Origin of the sequence: Janthinobacterium sp. CG_23.3 (assembly GCF_046115965.1) — a bacterium.
Taxonomy (GTDB): domain Bacteria; phylum Pseudomonadota; class Gammaproteobacteria; order Burkholderiales; family Burkholderiaceae_D; genus Janthinobacterium.
Genome location: NZ_JBJXIB010000019.1, coordinates 1 through 17,984, shown reverse-complemented (window position 1 = coordinate 17,984; position 17,984 = coordinate 1). Strand labels below are relative to the sequence as shown.

Here is a 17,984-nt window from a genome sequence, read left to right as displayed (position 1 = left end):
GGTTACGCCGTTCCGGCTAACCCGACCTACGCAAATCGCGCTAACTGAACGGCGTCAGGCCACGCGGTGCGCGGCGCCGCCAGGCGCGGCCGGCGAGTTGAAGTTGGCCAGCAGCGCCGCCTCCTTCTCTTTGGCCGCCTTCAGGTGGCGCTCCTTGACGTGGCCATAGCCGCGGATGTCCTCGGGGATGCTGGCGATCGCCACCAGTTGCGCCAGGTTGTCCGCCGTCAGCTTCGGCAGCAGCGCGCCGACGGTGTCGCGGTAGGCGCCGATCAGCGCGCGCTCCATCTTGCGTTCGGCGGTGTAGCCGAACACGTCGAACGCGCCGCCGCGCAAGCCCTTCAGCTTGGCCAGCACGCCGAAGGCCTTCATCATCCACGGGCCGAATTCCTGCTTGACCAGGTGGCCCTTCGAGTCGGTCTTGGCCAGCAGCGGCGGCGCCAGGTGGAACTTGAGGGTGACGTCGCCTTCGAACATGGCGGCGATCTTCTCCTTGAACGCGCCGTCGGTGTACAGGCGCGCCACTTCATACTCGTCCTTGTACGCCATCAGCTTGTAGAAGTAGCGCGCCACCGCCTCCGCCAGGCGGGTACCCTTGCCCAGCTTCGCCTCGGCGGCGCGGACCTGGTCGACGAAGCCCTTGTACTGCTGCGCGTAGCCGGCGTCCTGGTAGGCGGTCAGCAAGTCGATGCGCTTGTTGACGATGTCGTCGAGGGTCTGGGTGCGCTTGAACTCGATCACTTTCGACGGCGTGGTCAACTTGACCACCGACGCCGGGTCGTGCGCGGCCGAGCGGCCCCAGTTGAAGGCGGCCTTGTTGAACGCCACCGAGACGTTGTTCAAGTCGATCGCCTTCATGATGGCCGCCTCGCCCAGCGGCACGCGGCCTTTTTGCCAGGCGTAGCCGAGCATGAACATATTCGTCGCGATCGAGTCGCCCATCAGCGCGGTGGCGATCTGGCCGGCGTCGATGAAGTCGACCATGCCGGCGCCGCAGGCCTTCTGGATTTCCTGCTGCGACGAGGCGCCCGGGAACTGCCAGTCCGGGTTCTTGACGAAGGCGGCGGTCGACGAGCCGGTCGAGTTGATCATCGCGTGGGTGCGGCCCTCGCCCATGCGCGAGAGCGCGTCGCGGCTGGCCGTGACGATCAGGTCGCAGCCGATCACCAGGTCGGCCGCGCCGGTGCCGACGCGGGTCGAGTGGATGTCTTCCTGGCGGTCGGCCAGGCGCACGTGCGACATCACCGGGCCGCCTTTTTGCGCCAGCCCGCTCATGTCGAGCACCGAACAGCCCTTGCCCTCGACGTGCGCCGCCATCGCCAAAATCTGGCCGACGGTGACCACGCCGGTGCCGCCGATACCGGTGACGAGGATGCCGAACGGCTCGGCGGTCGACGGAATCCGCGGCGTCGGCAGCACCGGCATGGCGCTATCGCCGGGCGCGGCCTTCTTCGGCTTTTTCAAGGAGCCGCCCTCGACCGTCACGAAGCTCGGGCAGAAGCCGGTGACGCAGGAGAAGTCCTTGTTGCACGAGGATTGGTTGATCTGCCGCTTGCGCCCCAGTTCCGTCTCCAGCGGTTCGACCGACAGGCAGTTCGACTGCACGCTGCAGTCGCCGCAGCCGTCGCAGACGGCCTCGTTGATGACGGCGCGCTTGGCCGGGTCCGGGTACTCGTTGCGTTTCCGGCGGCGCCGCTTCTCGGACGCGCAGGTCTGGTCGTAGATCATCGCCGACACGCCCGGCTGCTCGCGCAGTTCGCGCTGCACGGCGTCCAGCTCGGAGCGGTGGCGCACGGTGACGCCCTCGGCCCAGGCGTAGTCGGACGGGTATTTGTCCGGCTCGTCGGTGACGACGATGATCGGGCCGACGCCCTCGGCGGCGATCTGGCGCGAGATGATGGCCGGCGACAGCGGGCCGTCGAACTCCTGGCCGCCGGTCATCGCGACGGCGTCGTTGAACAGGATCTTGTAGGTGATGTTGACCTTGGCCGACACCGCCGCGCGGATCGCCAGGATGCCGGAGTGGAAATAGGTGCCGTCGCCCAGGTTGGTGAAGACGTGCTTCTCGTTGGTGAACGGCGCCTGGCCGACCCAGGTCACGCCCTCCGCGCCCATGTGCGTGAAGGTCGAGGTTTCGCGGTCCATCCACAGCACCATGTAGTGGCAGCCGATGCCGGCCAGCGCGCGCGAGCCTTCCGGCACCTTGGTCGAGCTGTTGTGCGGGCAGCCGGAGCAGAAGTACGGCGTGCGGTCCTTGCTCGGATCGGGCTTGACGCTGATGGTCTTGAGGACGTTTTCCTTCGCCTCCAGGAAGGCGATGCGTTCCTTGACGCGCTGCTCGACCGGATGGCCGGCGTAGTAGCGCGAGATGCGGCTGGCGATGGCGCGGGCGATCAAGGCGGGATTTAACTCATAAGTGGCCGGCAACAGCCAGTCGCCGTGGCCGCTGCGGTGCTCGTTGCTCCACTCGCCGGTGTCGTCGAACTTGCCGACCACGCGCGGGCGTTCGCCGTCCTTCAGGTTGTACAACTCCTCCTTCAAGGCGTATTCGAGGATCTGGCGCTTCTCCTCGACCACCAGGATCTCGTCGAGGCCCTTGGCGAAGTTGTGCACGCCGTCCGACTCCAGCGGCCAGGTCATGCCGATCTTGTACAGGCGGATGCCGATGTCGGAGGCGACCTGCTCGTCGATGCCGAGGTCGGCCAGCGCCTGGCGCGTGTCGAGGTAGCTCTTGCCGGCGGTGATGATGCCGATGCGCGCCTTCGGGCTGTCCCAGATGATTTTATTGAGCTTGTTGGCGCGCGCGTAGGCCAGCGCGGCGTACCACTTGTAGCTGTTCATCCGCACTTCCATGTCGAGCACGGTGTCCGGCCAGCGGATGTTCAGGCCGCCCGGCGGCAGCTCGAAGTCGTCCGGCATGACGATTTGCACGCGGTCCGGGTCGAAGTCGACGGCGGCGCCGGACTCGATGATGTCGGTGACGCACTTCATCGACACCCACAGGCCGGTGTAGCGGCTCATGGCCCAGGCGTGCAGGCCGTAGTCGATGTATTCCTGCACCGACGACGGGTACAGCACCGGAATGCCGCAGGCGTTCAGGATATGGTCGCTCTGGTGCGCCGTCGACGAGGATTTCGCCGCGTGGTCGTCGCCGGCCAGCACCAGCACGCCGCCGTGCTTGGCGCTGCCGGCGTTGTTGGCGTGCTTGAAGACGTCGCCGCAGCGGTCGACCCCCGGCCCCTTGCCGTACCACATGCCGAAGACGCCGTCGTACTTGGCGTCCTGGAACAGGTTGGTCTGCTGGGTGCCCCAGACGGCGGTGGCGGCCAAGTCCTCGTTCAAGCCCGGGTGGAACTTGACGTGGTGTTCGTCGAGGTATTTCTTGGCCTTCACCGCCGTCATGTCGACGCTGGTCACCGGCGAGCCGCGGTAGCCGGTGATGTAACCGGCCGTGTTCAGACCGGCCTTCAGGTCGCGTTCGCGCTGCAGCATCGGCAGGCGGATCAGCGCCTGGGTGCCGGTCATGAAGGCGCGGCCGCGCTCGAGCGTGTATTTATCGTTGAGCGAAATCTCGTTCGACGGTTGGCCTGGCTCCAGGTGCGAGCCTTTGCTTGGTGCGTTCATTGCTTGTCTCCATTATTCTCATATGCATTGCGCGAAAGCCGGATGGACCGTACGCGCGCGAACCGGATAGCCTTGTGGGCTGGCCGGTACGGAAAAAATGACTGCTTTTCACAGGTTAGCACAAGCTTGCGCGCCTTTCTGGATGACGCTACAAGCGCATGGTGTTCGGTCTTGCCGGGGCCGACGGCGTCCGCCCGCTCCGCTTTACCCCCTCCTGCAATGAGCGCCCAGTATAGTCCCGCAGGGCCAGCATATAATGCCAAAGACTTCCCATCGCCTGACCATTTGAGCAATAATATTGCGTGTGCTTTGCCTTATCGAGAGATTCATGACCAAGATTACCCTGGACAAAACCGACCGCAAGATTCTGGCGATCCTGCAGGCCGACGGCCGCCTGTCGAATCAGGACGTGGCCGAGCAGGTCAGCCTGTCGCCGTCGCCGTGCCTGCGGCGCATCAAGCGGCTAGAGGAAGCCGGCGTGATCCGCCAGTACGTCGCCCTGCTCGACCCCGACAAGCTCGGCCTGGGCCTGCTGGCCTACGTCAACGTGCGCCTGGAAAAGCACAGCGAGGCCGGCGCCCAGAGCAACGCGCGGGCGCTGCAACTGGCGCCGCAAACCTCGCCGCGGGCCGACTTCGCCGTGTCGGTCGAGCAGTGGCCGGAGGTGGTGGCCTGCTATGCGATGACCGGCGAAATGGACTACCTGCTGCGCGTGCACGTCGAGGACATGGAGCATTTCTCGCGCTTCATGATGGCCACGCTGCTGCGCCACCCGGCCGTGCTGGACGTCAAATCCAGTTTCGCGCTGCAACGCGTCAAGGACACCACGGCGCTGCCGCTGGTCTGAGCGGGCAGCGCGGCGCTAAGCAGCTAAGCAGCTAAGCAGCTAAGCAGCTAATCGTCGCCATGCCGGTCAACTGCGACCTGGCCGGCGCGCGCCCGCTGGTCGAACGCACCCGCGGCGCTATCGAGGCGGCGGCGGCCTCAGTCCGGCTTGCGCCCCGGCAGGCGGTCGAACCATTTGACGGCGGCGCGGGTGTTGGCCTTGAAGGTGTAGTCGAGCGTGGCGAACTGTTCCTCGACCGCCTCTTGCAGCACGCTGGCCGGATTCGGCGGCGGCAGCTTCAGGTAGGCGTCGGCCTCGCCGTAGCCGCGCTGGATCGCCATGCCGGCCTTTTTGGCGATATGCATCATGGTCTGGTTCGACGACAGGCAGTGCATATACATGGTGTCGACGTCGTTGTTGCGGCAGTGGATGGCGGCGCGTTCGAACATTTTCGTGCCCACACCCATGCCGCGCATCGAGCGCGCCACCGAGACGCCGAATTCGGCCACCCGCTCCTTGCTCGTGACGAGGTTCTTGGCCGGCGACTTTTCCTTCTGCGCGAACGCCAGGTGGCCGACCGCGACCAGTTTGAAGACGCGGTTGTAGACGCCGTAGACGACGTCGCGCGAAAAGTCGATCTTGTTGACGTAGATTTCCACCAGTTCGTCGGGCAGCTGGGTGCCGAAGCGCAGCAGGCGGTCGCCCTTCTCCAACGCCAGGAAATGCTTGAGCATGCGGCGGCGGTCGCGCTCGTGCAGCTCTTTCACCAGCACGGTCGGGCGCACGCCCTGGCGCTTCCAGCCGCCCAGCCAGCGCAGCAGCGGGTTGGAGGTGGGCCGGTCTTGCTCGGGGGGGTTGGGTTTAGCTAGGGTCACGCCATGCTCCTGATCAGCAGCGGTGTCCGCCTATTGTGCAGCGCACCATCACACCAATTGTATACCATCAACTTGCGCCATTTGGAGCTTTCCCTCTACCGTGTTGGCGCGGTCGGGTTCCGCCAAAAGGCGTAATTACCGCTCATGTCGTAGGTCGGGTGGCTCCAAGGGGCGGAACCTGGCAACGTTGGCCTGGAGCGGCCCGGCCCCCGCGTCCGAGCTACGACACGCTCACTCAAGGCTGCTCTTCGACCGCCGTGGGCACCAGCGCGCGCACCGCCTTCACGCGCGCCGCGTGCACCGCCTCGGCGATCTTCGCCGGTTGCGCGGCGTAGCGCTGCGCCACCTCGCCGGCGTTGACGGCGCGCGCCGCCGCCAGCGCCGACAGCAGGTAGGGCGCCTGCGGAAACGGCTTGTCGCGCAAGCCGTCGGCGGCGCCGCCGCGGCCGCGGAAGTCGCATTCGGTGGCCAGCAGCATCTGCTCGAAGCGGACCGGCTTGCGCAAGCCGTCGCAGCGCTCGAACAGCGTGACGATGGTGTTGGCGCGCAGGCTCAGCGCGCGGCCGATGTTGCCGTGCTCGCGCGCCGTCATCACCGCCAGGTCGCGGCAGTCGTTGGGCACCTTCAGGCGCTGGCACAGTTGCTCGATCAGCTTGACGCCGGCGCCCTCGTGGCCGTGGTGGCTGGGCCAACGCTCGGGCGGCGTCAAGCCCTTGCCGAGGTCGTGCATCAGGCTGGCGAAGCGCACCGCCAGCGCGAAGCCGCGCTCGGCGGCGTAGTCGAGCACCAGCATCATGTGCGCGCCGGTGTCGACCTCGGGGTGGTGCAGCGGCGGTTGCGGCACGCCCCACAGGGCGTCCAGCTCGGGCATCACGCGCGCCAGCGCGCCGCAGTCGCGCAACACCGCCAGCATGCGCGACGGCCGCGCCTCCATCAGCCCGCGCGCCAGCTCCTGCCAGACGCGCTCGGGCACCAGCGCGTCGACCTCGCCGCCGGCCACCATCTGGCGCATCAGCGCCAGCGTCTCGGGCGCCGGCGCGAAGCCGCTGAAGCGCGCGGCGAAGCGCGCCAGCCGCAGTATGCGCACCGGGTCTTCCTTGAAGGCGTCGGAGACGTGGCGGAAGACCCGCTTTTCAATGTCGGCCAGGCCGCCGAACGGGTCCGACAAGGTGCCGTCCTCGGCCTTGGCGATGGCGTTGATGGTCAGGTCGCGCCGCACCAGGTCCTGCTCCAGCGTGACGTCGGGCGCGGTGTGGAAGACGAAGCCGCGGTAGCCGGGCGCGGTCTTGCGCTCGGTGCGCGCCAGCGCGTATTCCTCCTGCGTGTCCGGATGCAGGAACACCGGGAAGTCCTTGCCGACCGGGCGGAAGCCGCGCCGCAGCATGTCCTCCGGGGTGGCGCCGACGACCACGTAGTCGCGGTCCTTGACGGGCAGCCCCAGCAACTCGTCGCGCACGGCGCCGCCGACGGTGTAGATGCGCATTGCGCTCAAACCGGCATCTCGCCGTCGTGCTTGGGCGCGCGCTCCGGCTCGGCGATGCCTTCGCTGACCCAGCGCGCCACCGCCGGATGCGCCAGCACCCGCTCGCAGTAGGCGTTCAGCGCCGGCGCCAGCGACACGCCGTAGGTGCGGAAGCGCGCCACGACGGGCGCGAAATAGGCGTCGGCGATGGAGAATTCGCCGAACAGGAATTGGTGGTGGCCGAAGCGCGACAGGCACTCTTCCCAGATTTCGCTGATGCGGCCGATGTCGGCCTGGGCGGCGGTGGTGCGGCCCTTGCCGGGAAAGCTCATGCGCAGGTTCATCGACATGGCGCTGCGCAGGCCGCCGAAGCCGGAGTGCATTTCGGCGCAGATCGAGCGGGCGGTGGCGCGCGCGGCGACGTCCCGCGGCCACAGGTGCTTCTCGGGGAACTGCTCGGCCAGGTATTCGCAGATCGCCAGGCTGTCCCAGATCGTCATTTCGCCGGCCAGCAGCACCGGCACGCGCCCGCTGGCGCTGTAGGCGGCGATCTTGCTGCCGGTGTCGTCGCGGTCGAGCAGCACCCGCACTTCCTGGAACGGGATGCCGAACGCGGTCATCGCCACCCACGGCCGCATCGACCACGACGAGTAGTTCTTGTTGCCGATGATGAGGGTCAGGCCGGGTTGCTGGGCGTCCGACAGGGCTTGCGACAAGGTCGGATCGAGTTCGGTGGTTTGCATGGGTCAGGTCCGTGGTGAAAGAAAGGGGGGAAAGGTTATCGGGCGTTCAGCGGCCGGCGCGGCTGCGGTAGTCGTCGAAGCGCGGCCGGGCGCCGAGGTAGCGGCGCGCCTCGGCCTCCAGCGCGGCCGGGCGGATGCCCAGGTCGGCCAGCGTCAGCGCCCGCGCGGCCGGGTCGATGACGTTGTCGACGCGCATCGAGTCGAGGTTGTCGCGGCTCATCAGGGGCTCGCCGGGCAAGCACTCCAGCAGCCGCGCCTGCAGCCGGCCCAGCGTCGCCGGCAGCGCGACGACGGGGCGCGCGTGGCCGGCGTAGGCGCCGGCCAGTTCGACCAGTTGGCGCAGCGTGTAGACCCGCGGCCCGGCCAGTTCGTAGACCTGGCCGCGGCTGGGCGCCGGCGCCAGCGCCAGCGAGCTAACGAAGGCTTGCGCGACGTCGCCGACGAAGACCGGCTGGAAGCGCGCGTCGGCGCCGGCCAGCGGTATCCACGGCAGGAACTTCTGCATGCGCGCGAACAGGTTGAGGAATTGGTCTTCCGGGCCGAACACCACCGAGGGCCGGAAAATGGTCGCGGCCACCGCCGGCTCGGCGGCGGCGGCCAGCTCGCCGGCGGCCTTCGAGCGCAGGTACATCGACGGCGCGTCGGCCGCCGCGCCCAGCGCGCTCATGTGCAGGTAGCGCGGCACGCCGTGGGCGGCGCAGGCGGCGGCGACGCGCCGCGGCAGCTCGACGTGGGCGCGGGCGAACGCGCGCCCGTACGGCGCGCCGACGTCGGAATGCAAGCGCCCGACCAGGTTGACGACGGCGTCGAGCTGTTGGCCGGCCATCAAGTGGCGCAGCGCGCCGTCCTGCTGCGGGTCGGCCTCGAGCACTTCAACGCGCGGCAGGAAAATCAGGTGCTTGGCGCGCTCGAAGCGCCGCGTCGGCACCAGCACGCGGGCGCCGGCGGCCGCCAGCCGCGCCACCAGGTGGCTGCCGATGAAGCCGGAGCCGCCCAGCACCAGCACCGTCGGGATCCGCAATGCCATTTCGGGTATCAGCATGGTTTTCCTCGCTCGTGTGGGCCGGCGCCACGCGCCGGCGCTATGGCAATTCGGCCGCCGCCGCGCTCACCGCGCCCTGCGGTGTGACGTTGCCCAGGCGCGCCTTCAGCGACTGCGGCCGGTTCTCGAACAGCGCCGCGTAGTAGGTGGCGTTGGCCATGACGTTTTTGACGTAGGTGCGGGTCTCGGTGAAGGGGATGGTTTCGGCGAACACCGCGCCCTCCATCGCCCGCGGCATGGTACGGCGCCAGCTGCGCAGCCGGCCCGGGCCGGCGTTGTAGGCGGCCGAGGCCAGCACCTGCGAGCCGTCCAGGCCGCCGATCACCATGTTCATGTAGTTGGTGCCCAGCAGGATGTTGGTGCGCACGTCGCTCAGCATGTCCTGGGCGAAATCGGTCAGGCCGATCTTCTTGGCGACCCAGCGCCCGGTCGACGGCATCACCTGCATCAGGCCGGCGGCGCCGACGTGCGACTGGGCGTCCATGATGAAGCGCGATTCCTGGCGGATCAGGCCGTAGACCCAGGCCTTGTCGAGCCCCAGCGTCTGCGTCGCCGGGTGCATGATGTCGTCGTGCGGCGACGGGTAGCGCTGGGTGTAGTCGACCTCGCTGCGGGTGCGGTCCGAGGTGTTCACCATGCGGTCGAGGATATTGTTCTGGCGCGCGAACTCGGCCGCGGCCAGGTGCTCGCGCTCGCTCATCCGGCGCAGCTCCCAGTTCCATTCGCGCGTGCCCTCGAAGCGCAGGCGCAGCGAGAAGAACTTCAGCGCGCGCTGGAAGCCGGGGTTGGCGGCGATGGCGGCGATTTCCGGCGCCGTGATGGCGGCGCCGGGCGCCGGCAGCGCCAGGTGGCGGCCCAATTCCTCCTGCGCCAGCAAACCGTAGAAATTGCCCTGCTCGGCGATGCCGCGGAACAGCTGCGCCGCCTCGGTGCTGACCTGGCCGGGCGCCTCGGCCTGCAAGGCGCGGCCCAGCCAGTAAGTCCAGGCCGGGTCCTGCCGCAACTCGGGCGGCATGGCCTTGATGCTGGACTTGACCAGCGCCCAATTGCCGTCGCGCAGGGCGATGCGGGTCTGCCACTGCATCTGCTCCTGCGACAGCGGCGCGCCGCGCGCGCCCTGCCAGTACTCGGCGCTTTCCGGCGCCAGCGCATACGACGCCTGCAGCGCGATGTTGCCCCAGCCGATGGCGCGTTCCTGCTCGCTCAGACCCGACTCGGCGCGGCGCAGCGCCAGCGCCGCCAGCTTGACGCTGGTCTTGGCCATGCGCCCGAGCGCCACCAGATAGGTTTCATGCTCGACGCGGCCGGCGCCGGCGCCCTTGGCCAGCGTCAGCGCCGGCGTGTCGATGGCGCGCGCGATGGCGCTGTCGGAGCCGCCCAGCAGCAGCATCACGCGGCGCGCCGGGCCGGTGGCGTTGCTCTGTCCGGCCAGGCGCAACTGCGCCCACAAGTCGTTGGCGTCGAACTGGCCGCTTTGCGCCAGCGCCGTGATCAGGCCGCCGCACGCCTCGCCGTAGCCGGGCGGCGCCAGCAGCAGCGCGCGCGCCTCGGCGGCCACGCGCTGGCCCTTGAGCACGCGCGACGTCAGCGCATAGCATTTAAGCTGGATGTCGTCGTCGAGCACGAACTGCGGATACTGCTCGTCGAAGTTGAGCCAGTCGCGCTTGCGGCCCAGTTCCAGCAACCAGTCGTTGCGGAAGCGGTCGGCGATGGCGCTGCCTTCGTAGCGCTTCAAAAAATCGCGGAACTGCTCGACGCTGAGCGTTTTGATGCGCGGTTTGAGCCGATAATAGTCGACATACGAGGCGATCGGGTAGGCGCCGAGCCGGTCGGCGTAAAAATCGGCCTTGGCCGGGTCGTCCTGGCGTACCGCGTCGCGCAACAATAAAAACGCGTCGTCGTCGGCGCGCGTTTCGGCGCCGGCCGCGCATACCGCCGGCGCCAGCGCGCAGGCGGCCGCGACGACCGCGCGGGCAAACCATTTCAATGTGGAACTCAATGTACGACTCTCAATTCAAAACGGGCGACCGGATACGGGAAATATGAACAGCAAGCCTAGAATAACACGCGATCCGGGCGCGCCACCAGCGCTTGCGACAAACCCGAAAGCGCAACTGCGGCGCGATTTGCTGGCGGCGCGCCGCGCCCTCGGCGGCGCCCAGCGCGCCGGCTGGGACGAACTGATCGGCGCGCGCGTGCTGGCCTGGTGCGAGGCCGCCGGGGTCGGGGCGCTGGCGGTGTACTGGCCGCTGCAAGGCGAGCCCGACTTGCAGCGCGCCTACGCGGCGCTGGCGGCGCGCGGCGTGCGCCTGGCCCTGCCGGTGGTGTTGGAAAAAGCCGCGCCGCTGGCGTTCTCGGCCTGGACGCCGGGCGAGCCGATGCAGAAGGATGGCATGGGCGTGGCGGTGCCGGCGGCGCTGCGCATCGACGCCTGCCCGGCGGCGATCCTGGTACCCTGCCTGGGCTACAACGCCGGCCGCTTCCGGCTCGGCTACGGCGGCGGCTATTACGACCGCACGCTGGCGCGCGCGCCGCGCCCGGTGGCGGTCGGCGTGGCCTACTCCTGCCTGGCGGCGCAGTTCGCCAGCGACGCGCACGACATCGCCCTCGACCATATTGTCACCGAGAACGGGATGATTTGAGTTTTTAGGGGGGGCTTCCGATAGCGTTCGGTGAGCGCGACTTGCGCAGGTCGGGTTGGCCTGGACGGCGTAAGCCGACAACGTTGGCCTGGAGCAGCGCGTTTCGCCGCGGCCAACATTGTCGGATTACGCGCGCCGCCGAACCGACCCAGGACACGCTATTCGGCGCGCTTAAACCAGGCGCTGCCACAGCGCGGTGGTCGCCTGCGCCTGGTTCATGCTGTAGAAATGCAGCCCCGGCGCGCCGCCGGCCAGCAGGCGCTGGCACAACTGCGTCACCACGTCCAGGCCGAAGGCCTTGATCGAGGCGGTGTCGTCGCCGTAGCTGGCCAGTTTCAGCCGCACCCAGCGTGGAATTTCCGCGCCGCACATATCGGAAAAGCGCATCAGTTGCGTGCAGTTGGTGATCGGCATGATGCCCGGTATCACCGGCACGTCCAGACCGATCTTGCGCGTCTCGTCGAGGAACTGGAAGTAGGCGTCGGCGTTGTAGAAGTACTGGGTAATGGCGGAATTGGCGCCGGCGCGCACCTTGCGCGCGAAGTTTTGCAAGTCGTCCTGCGGCGAGCGCGCCTGCGGGTGCACCTCGGGATAGGCCGCCACCTCGATGTGGAAGGTGTCGCCGGTTTCGGCGCGGATGAATTCCACCAGCTCGCTGGCGTAGCGGAACTCGCCGGAGGCGCCGTAACCGCTCGGCAAGTCGCCGCGCAGGGCCACCAGGCGCTTGATGCCGTGCGACTTGAATTCGGCCAGGATGGCGCGGATCGATTCGCGCGAACCGCCGACGCAGGACAGGTGCGGCGCGGCGTCTTCGCCGGCGGCGAGGATCTCCAGCACCGTGCTCAGCGTGCCGCCCTGGGTGCTGCCGCCGGCGCCGAAGGTGACCGAGAAATACTTCGGATGCAATTCGGACAGCTTGTGGCGCACCACGCGCAGCTTTTCGGCCCCGTCCACCGTCTTCGGCGGATAAAACTCGATACTAAAATTAGGTGTTTGCATTGTCATTTTTCAAAAGTAAGGTTGACAGGGCCCAGGAAATCACGCTGTACAGCAAGGCGCCGCCGATCGCCGCCCAAAAGCTGTCGACATGAAAACCGTCGACCAGTTTCGCCACCAGCCAGAACATGAAACCGTTCAGCACGAAGATGAACAGGCCCAGCGTCAGCACCGTCACCGGCAGCGTCAGCAGTACCAGCAGCGGGCGCACCAGGGTGTTCACCAGGCCCAGCACCAGCGCCGCGAGCAGCGCCGCGGCGACGTTGCTGACGCTGACGGAATGCATCAGGTAGGGTACGGCGAACAGGGCCGCCGCGTTGATAAGCCACGTCAGGATTAATCGCATGTCGAATCGCCAATCAGATAAAAAAAGGCCGGCGGCATGCGCCGGCCCTGGAGTGCCGCTATCTTGCTATGTTCCGCTGGCGCGGCCCATGCTTAGTAACGATAGTGCTCCGGTTTGTACGGACCCTGCTGCGACACGCCGATGTAATTGGCTTGCTCTTCGGTCAGCACGGTCAGTTGCGCGTTGAGTTTTTTCAACTGCAGGCGCGCGACTTTCTCGTCCAGGTGCTTGGGCAAGGTGTACACGCCGACCGGGTAGCTGGCGGTGTTGGCGAACAGCTCGATCTGGGCGATGGTCTGGTTGGCGAACGACGAGCTCATCACGTAGGACGGATGGCCGGTGCCGCAACCGAGGTTGACCAGGCGGCCTTCGGCCAGCAAGATGATGCGGCGGCCAGAGGGGAAGATGATGTGGTCGACTTGCGGCTTGATGTTTTCCCACTCGTATTGCTTGAGCGAGGCGACGTCGATTTCATTGTCGAAATGGCCGATGTTGCAGACGATCGCCTGGTCCTTCATGCGCGTCAGGTGCTCGTGCGTCAGGATGTGGTAATTGCCGGTGCAGGTGACGAAAATGTCGCCGTGCTCGCAGGCGTAGTCCATCGTCACGACGCGGTAGCCTTCCATCGCCGCCTGCAGCGCGCAGATCGGGTCGACTTCGGTGACCCAGACCTGGGCCGACAGCGCGCGCATGGCCTGGGCCGAGCCCTTGCCGACGTCGCCGTAGCCGGCGATGACGGCGACCTTGCCGGCGATCATCACGTCGGTGGCGCGCTTGATACCGTCGACCAGCGACTCGCGGCAACCGTACAGGTTGTCGAACTTCGACTTGGTGACGGAATCGTTGACGTTAATCGCCGGGAAGGCCAGCTTGCCTTCCTTGTGCATCTGGTACAGGCGGTGCACGCCGGTGGTGGTTTCCTCGGTGACGCCGAGGATTTCCGGCAGGCGCTTTGAATACCAGGTCGCATCGACCGCCAGGCGCTTCTTGATCGAGTTGAACAGGCAGATTTCCTCTTCCGAACCGGGCGCGGCCAGCACCGACAGGTCGGTTTCGGCGCGCACGCCCAGGTGCAGCAGCAAGGTGGCGTCGCCGCCGTCGTCGAGGATCATGTTCGAATACACCGGCGCGCCGGCGGCGCTTGGCCATTCGAAGATGCGGTGGGTGAATTCCCAGTAGTCGTCGAGCGACTCGCCCTTGAACGCGAACACCGGCGTGCCGGCGGCGGCGATGGCGGCGGCGGCGTGGTCCTGGGTCGAATAGATGTTGCACGAAGCCCAACGCACATCGGCGCCCAGCGCTTCCAGCGTCTGGATCAGCACGGCGGTCTGGATCGTCATGTGGATCGAACCGGTGATGCGCGCGCCCTTCAGCGGCTGGGCGGCGGCGAATTCCTCGCGGATCGCCATCAGGCCCGGCATTTCGGTTTCGGCGATCTTGATTTCTTTGTTACCCCATGGCGCCAAGCTGATGTCGGCAACGAAGTAGTCCTGCAGGTCTTTGAGTACGGCGTTCATCACGCCCTCCTTTCAGTTAGAAAAAAGTAACGTGAGCGCAGTTGCGGGAGAAAATTCCCGAGCCTGGCGAAAATGAATTCGTCGCAACGCTCCTCGGGTCTTCCATATTAGCATTGCGGTTGCCGCTTCGCCAGCCCGATTTGCAACTAAACCGCCATGCCGGGACCCGGCCCCGGGGTGGTTGCGTTGGCGGGAGGCGAAAAAAATGCGCCGCGGCGGCAGCCGGGCGCATCGTCGCGGGCGCGGGGCCGGCGTTTATTTCAAGCCGGCGGCGTCGCGCAGCAGGGCCACCTTGTCGGTGCGCTCCCACGTGAATTCCGGCTCTTCGCGGCCGAAGTGGCCGTAGGCGGCGCTCTTTTGGTAGATCGGGCGCAGCAGGTCGAGCATGTGCACGATGCCTTTCGGGCGCAGGTCGAAGTGCTCCTGCACCAGCGCGGCGATGTGCTCGTCGGGGATGACGCCGGTGCCCTCGGTGTAGACGGTGATGTTGATCGGCTTGGCCACGCCGATGGCGTAGCTGATCTGGATCTGGCATTGCCGCGCCAGGCCGGCGGCGACGATGTTTTTCGCCACGTAGCGCGCCGCGTAGGCCGCCGAGCGGTCCACTTTCGACGGGTCCTTGCCGGAGAACGCGCCGCCGCCGTGCGGGCTGGCGCCGCCGTAGGTGTCGACGATGATTTTACGCCCGGTCAGGCCGCAGTCGCCCTGCGGTCCGCCGATGACGAAACGGCCGGTCGGGTTGACCAGGTAGCGCGTGTTGCTCAGCCATTCGCGCGGCAGCACCTGCTTGATGATCTCTTCGATCACCGCCTCTTCAATCTGCTTGTGCGAGATGTCCGGCGAGTGCTGGGTCGACAGCACCACGGTGTCGACGCCGACCGGACGGCCGTCGACGTAGCGCAGCGTGACCTGGGATTTGGCGTCCGGGCGCAACCACGGCAGGCGGCCGTCCTTGCGCAGCTGCGACTGGCGCTCGACCAGGCGGTGGGCGTAGTGGATCGCCGCCGGCATCAGCTCGGCGGTTTCGTCGCAGGCGTAGCCGAACATCAGGCCCTGGTCGCCGGCGCCCTGGTCGAGGTCGATGCCGGCGCCTTCGTCAACGCCCTGGGCGATGTCGGGCGACTGCTTGTCGTAGCACACCATCACGGCGCAGCCGCGGTAGTCGATGCCGAAGTCGGTGTTGTCGTAGCCGATGCGTTTAATGGTTTCGCGCGCCACTTGAATATAATCGACGTTGGCGTGCGTGGTAATCTCGCCGGCCAGCACCACCAGACCGGTGTTGCACAAGGTTTCGGCGGCCACGCGGGCGGTCGGGTCTTGCGCCAGGATGGCGTCGAGGATGGCGTCGGAAATTTGGTCGGCGACCTTGTCCGGGTGGCCTTCGGAAACGGATTCGGACGTGAAAAGATATTCGCTTGACATAGCAGGCTCCTGTTACTGTTAGAGAATGTTCTGTCGCAGTAAGGGCTGCCTGCGACGCTTTAGCGATATTTATATTCCGCTTCGCAAGTTGTCTGTTAACTCAGCGGATGTTCCTAACGTGTTATTTTACGCTTCTTAATTTTTTTTGGCCAAGCAACTTCGCCATTTTCGTTGAAACCTACCTATGCTTGTACCTCTCTTCCGATTTTTATCAACGTTTCCGCTGCCTGTGTTGCACGCCCTCGGCGCCGGGCTCGGCTGGCTGGTGTACCTGGCCTCGCCGTCGTACCGCCGGCGCATGCGCGAGAACATGGCGCGCGCCGGCTACGCGCGCCACCTGCGCGCCGCCGTCGCCGAATCGGGCAAGAGCATCGTCGAGCTGCCCTTCATCTGGTGCGCCGCGCCCGAGCGCGTGGCGCGCCACGCCAGCGAAGAGAATTGGGCGCTGGTCCAGCGCACCCTCGACAGCGGCCGCGGCATCGTGTTCCTGACGCCGCACCTGGGCTGCTTTGAAATCGTCGCCCAGCAGATCGCGCTGCGCACGCCGTTGACGGTGATGTACCGGCCGCCGCGCAAGGCCGCGCTGAAGCCGCTGATCGAGGGCGCCCGCGCGCGCCACAACCTGCACTTGGCGCCGGCGACTATGTCGGGCGTGCGCATGCTGGCCAAGTGCCTCAAGCGCGGCCAGCCGATCGGCCTGCTGCCCGACCAGGTGCCGCAGGAGGGCGAAGGCGTGTGGGCCGAGTTCTTCGGCCGCAGCGCCTACACGATGACGCTGCCGGCCAAGCTGGCGCAGATGGGCGACGCCCAGGTCATCGTCACCTACGCCGAGCGCCTGCCCGGCGGGCGCGGCTTCAAGGTGCATTTCGTCGCGCTCGAGGCCAGCCTCGAGGGCACGCCGGCGCAGCAGGCGCAGACCATCAACACGGCGATGGAGCAGTTGATCGCGCGCAGCCCGGCGCAGTATTTCTGGAGCTACAACCGCTACAAGGTGCCGCGCGGCGCCACCCCGCCCGGCCCCGGCGCCGACCCGCTCGCCGGCGCCGCCGCGGAGGGCCGGCCATGAGGGCGCTGATCGCCTTCATGTGGCTGCTGCACTGGTTGCCGCTGCCGCTGCTGGGGCGTTTCGGCGACGCCGTCGGCGGCCTGCTGTTCGCGCTGCTGCGGCGGCGCCGCGCGATCGCGCTGACCAATTTGCGCCTGTGCATGCCGGAACTGTCCGAGGCCGAGCGGATCGCCCTGGCGCGCCGCCATTTCCAGGCTTATTCGCGCAGCGTGTGGGAGCGCGGCATCCTGTGGTGGGCTTCCGAGGCGCGCCTGAAGCGCCTGATCCGCGTCGAACCGGGCTTCCCCGGCGCGCAGATCGGCGCCGCGCCGACCATTCTGCTGTGTCCGCATTTCGTCTGCCTCGACGTCGCCGGCGTGGCGACGGCGATGCAGATCAGCGCCTCGTCCATGTATGTGCAGCAGAAAAACGCCGCCTTCGACCAGGTGCTGCGCAGCGGCCGCTCGCGCTTCAAGCCGGTGCGCCTGTTCACGCGCCAGGACGGCATCAAGCCTATCCTGCGCGCGCTGCGCGAGGGGCTGCCGTACTTCATGCTGCCGGACATGGATTTCGGCGCCAAGGACGCCGAGTTCGTGCCCTTCTTCGGCGTCCCGGCCGCCACGCTGACGGCCACCGCGCGCATCGCCGCCGCCACCGGCGCCCAGGTGATCCCGGTGATCTCGACCTTCCTGCCCGGCTACCAGGGCTGGAGCGTGCGCTACTACCCGGCCTGGGACGACTATCCCGGCCCCGACATCACCGCCGCCACCGCCCGCATGAACGCGTTCATCGAGGCGCGCGCGCGCGAACACCCGGCCGAGTATTTCTGGACCCACAAGCGCTTCAAAACCCGTCCCGACGGCGCGGCGTCGCCGTACCAGGCCCGCTGAAACCACTTATACTCGATGCCATGAAAATCAAATTCACCAAAATGCACGGCGCCGGCAACGACTTCATCGTCGTCGACGCCATCAACCAGACGATCGATTTCACGCCGGCGCAGTGGCAGCGTCTGGCGGACCGGCGTTTCGGCATCGGCGCCGACCAGATCCTGGTGGTCGAGCGCTCTGCCAACCCGGCCTGCGACTTCCGCTACCGCATCTACAACAACGACGGCGGCGAGGTCGAGCAGTGCGGCAACGGCTCGCGCGCCTTCGTCAAGTTCGTCGTCGAAAAGGGCCTGACGACGCGCTCGAGCATTCGCGTCGAGACCATGGCCGGGGTGATCTCGCCGCGGCTGGAGGCGGACGGCAGCGTCACGGTCGACATGGGCGCGCCGGTGCTGGACGCGGCCGCCGTGCCGTTCGACAGCGCCGGGGGGGGGGGGAGGGGACCACAAATTCCACCCCCAGCGAAAAAGGCAAAAGCGGAACCGGCAACCAAAAGGGCCAGGAGGGGAGGACCAGGAATCCCCAGGAACCCCCGAAAAAAGAAGAGAAACGAA

At 67.1% G+C, this 17,984-nt stretch carries 15 protein-coding genes and 1 riboswitch; of the genes, 5 read left to right on the top strand and 10 right to left on the bottom strand.

What is annotated here, in order from left to right; all coding sequences use genetic code 11:
- Positions 1-54: 54 nt before the first annotated feature.
- Complete coding sequence (locus ACFDR9_RS07320) at positions 55-3,624, bottom strand: indolepyruvate ferredoxin oxidoreductase family protein (protein WP_409030568.1); 3,570 nt, start codon at positions 3,622-3,624, stop codon at positions 55-57.
- Between the two features lie 328 nt (positions 3,625-3,952).
- On the opposite strand from ACFDR9_RS07320, the gene ACFDR9_RS07315 reads away from it, so the two are divergent.
- On the top strand, positions 3,953-4,471 hold the full coding sequence (locus ACFDR9_RS07315; protein WP_017877919.1) for an Lrp/AsnC family transcriptional regulator: 519 nt from the start codon (positions 3,953-3,955) through the stop codon (positions 4,469-4,471).
- A gap of 137 nt (positions 4,472-4,608) precedes the next feature.
- On the opposite strand, the gene ACFDR9_RS07310 is transcribed toward ACFDR9_RS07315, so the two are convergent.
- The 5 genes from ACFDR9_RS07310 to ACFDR9_RS07290 form a co-directional block, all read right to left on the bottom strand.
- Positions 4,609-5,268, bottom strand: coding sequence for a GNAT family N-acetyltransferase (locus tag ACFDR9_RS07310; protein ID WP_017877920.1), 660 nt, complete (start codon positions 5,266-5,268; stop codon positions 4,609-4,611).
- A gap of 292 nt (positions 5,269-5,560) precedes the next feature.
- Positions 5,561-6,808 (bottom strand): multifunctional CCA addition/repair protein, encoded by a 1,248-nt coding sequence (locus ACFDR9_RS07305; RefSeq protein WP_409030567.1) that lies wholly within the window; start codon positions 6,806-6,808, stop codon positions 5,561-5,563.
- A 5-nt stretch (positions 6,809-6,813) separates the two neighbouring features.
- The gene (locus ACFDR9_RS07300; protein ID WP_409030566.1) at positions 6,814-7,530 is read right to left on the bottom strand and encodes a glutathione S-transferase family protein; all 717 of its coding nucleotides are present in this window, start codon (positions 7,528-7,530) and stop codon (positions 6,814-6,816) included.
- Between the two features lie 46 nt (positions 7,531-7,576).
- Positions 7,577-8,572: a complex I NDUFA9 subunit family protein gene (locus ACFDR9_RS07295; protein WP_232429728.1), complete on the bottom strand. Its 996-nt coding sequence runs from the start codon at positions 8,570-8,572 to the stop codon at positions 7,577-7,579.
- Between the two features lie 40 nt (positions 8,573-8,612).
- A complete protein-coding gene (locus tag ACFDR9_RS07290; protein ID WP_409030565.1) occupies positions 8,613-10,559 on the bottom strand; it encodes a transglycosylase SLT domain-containing protein in 1,947 nt (648 codons plus the stop codon).
- Between the two features lie 55 nt (positions 10,560-10,614).
- Between ACFDR9_RS07290 and ACFDR9_RS07285 the strand changes: the two genes are divergently transcribed.
- Entirely contained in the window at positions 10,615-11,214 is a 600-nt protein-coding gene (locus ACFDR9_RS07285) for a 5-formyltetrahydrofolate cyclo-ligase (protein ID WP_409030564.1), read from the top strand.
- A 171-nt stretch (positions 11,215-11,385) separates the two neighbouring features.
- Here ACFDR9_RS07285 and metF read toward each other — a convergent pair whose 3' ends face one another.
- The 4 genes from metF to metK all read right to left on the bottom strand — a co-directional run bounded on the left by metF (position 11,386) and on the right by metK (position 15,495).
- Positions 11,386-12,213, bottom strand: coding sequence for a methylenetetrahydrofolate reductase [NAD(P)H] (gene metF, locus ACFDR9_RS07280; protein WP_409030563.1), 828 nt, complete (start codon positions 12,211-12,213; stop codon positions 11,386-11,388).
- Positions 12,200-12,556, bottom strand: a complete 357-nt coding sequence (locus tag ACFDR9_RS07275; protein ID WP_017877927.1) for a phage holin family protein — start codon at positions 12,554-12,556, stop codon at positions 12,200-12,202. Before ACFDR9_RS07275 ends, metF begins: the two co-directional genes overlap by 14 nt.
- Positions 12,557-12,648: 92 nt before the next feature.
- Positions 12,649-14,073 (bottom strand): adenosylhomocysteinase, encoded by a 1,425-nt coding sequence (gene ahcY / locus ACFDR9_RS07270; RefSeq protein WP_409030562.1) that lies wholly within the window; start codon positions 14,071-14,073, stop codon positions 12,649-12,651.
- A 26-nt stretch (positions 14,074-14,099) separates the two neighbouring features.
- Positions 14,100-14,174, bottom strand: a riboswitch (S-adenosyl-L-homocysteine riboswitch).
- A 154-nt stretch (positions 14,175-14,328) separates the two neighbouring features.
- The gene (gene metK, locus ACFDR9_RS07265) at positions 14,329-15,495 is read right to left on the bottom strand and encodes a methionine adenosyltransferase (protein ID WP_017877929.1); all 1,167 of its coding nucleotides are present in this window, start codon (positions 15,493-15,495) and stop codon (positions 14,329-14,331) included.
- Between the two features lie 184 nt (positions 15,496-15,679).
- On the opposite strand from metK, the gene ACFDR9_RS07260 reads away from it, so the two are divergent.
- From ACFDR9_RS07260 to dapF, 3 genes are all read left to right on the top strand, one after another.
- Positions 15,680-16,561 (top strand): lysophospholipid acyltransferase family protein, encoded by an 882-nt coding sequence (locus ACFDR9_RS07260; protein ID WP_051068328.1) that lies wholly within the window; start codon positions 15,680-15,682, stop codon positions 16,559-16,561.
- Positions 16,558-17,430, top strand: coding sequence for a lipid A biosynthesis acyltransferase (locus ACFDR9_RS07255; protein ID WP_017877931.1), 873 nt, complete (start codon positions 16,558-16,560; stop codon positions 17,428-17,430). The genes ACFDR9_RS07260 and ACFDR9_RS07255 overlap by 4 nt, the downstream gene beginning before the upstream one ends.
- Before the next feature lie 20 nt (positions 17,431-17,450).
- A partial coding sequence (gene dapF, locus ACFDR9_RS07250) for a diaminopimelate epimerase (RefSeq protein ID WP_409030561.1) occupies positions 17,451-17,984 on the top strand: 534 nt, incomplete at its 3' end.

Bases quoted from the DNA above. Each gene is read 5' to 3' on its own strand.
- ACFDR9_RS07320 (WP_409030568.1), bottom strand. From the start codon at position 3,624: ATGAACGCACCAAGCAAAGGCTCGCACCTGGAGCCAGGCCAACCGTCG.
- ACFDR9_RS07315 (WP_017877919.1), top strand. From the start codon at position 3,953: ATGACCAAGATTACCCTGGACAAAACCGACCGCAAGATTCTGGCGATC.
- ACFDR9_RS07305 (WP_409030567.1), bottom strand. From the start codon at position 6,808: ATGCGCATCTACACCGTCGGCGGCGCCGTGCGCGACGAGTTGCTGGGG.
- ACFDR9_RS07300 (WP_409030566.1), bottom strand. From the start codon at position 7,530: ATGCAAACCACCGAACTCGATCCGACCTTGTCGCAAGCCCTGTCGGAC.
- ACFDR9_RS07295 (WP_232429728.1), bottom strand. From the start codon at position 8,572: ATGCTGATACCCGAAATGGCATTGCGGATCCCGACGGTGCTGGTGCTG.
- ACFDR9_RS07285 (WP_409030564.1), top strand. From the start codon at position 10,615: ATGAACAGCAAGCCTAGAATAACACGCGATCCGGGCGCGCCACCAGCG.
- metF (WP_409030563.1), bottom strand. From the start codon at position 12,213: ATGCAAACACCTAATTTTAGTATCGAGTTTTATCCGCCGAAGACGGTG.
- ACFDR9_RS07275 (WP_017877927.1), bottom strand. From the start codon at position 12,556: ATGCGATTAATCCTGACGTGGCTTATCAACGCGGCGGCCCTGTTCGCC.
- ahcY (WP_409030562.1), bottom strand. From the start codon at position 14,073: ATGAACGCCGTACTCAAAGACCTGCAGGACTACTTCGTTGCCGACATC.
- metK (WP_017877929.1), bottom strand. From the start codon at position 15,495: ATGTCAAGCGAATATCTTTTCACGTCCGAATCCGTTTCCGAAGGCCAC.
- ACFDR9_RS07260 (WP_051068328.1), top strand. From the start codon at position 15,680: ATGCTTGTACCTCTCTTCCGATTTTTATCAACGTTTCCGCTGCCTGTG.
- ACFDR9_RS07255 (WP_017877931.1), top strand. From the start codon at position 16,558: ATGAGGGCGCTGATCGCCTTCATGTGGCTGCTGCACTGGTTGCCGCTG.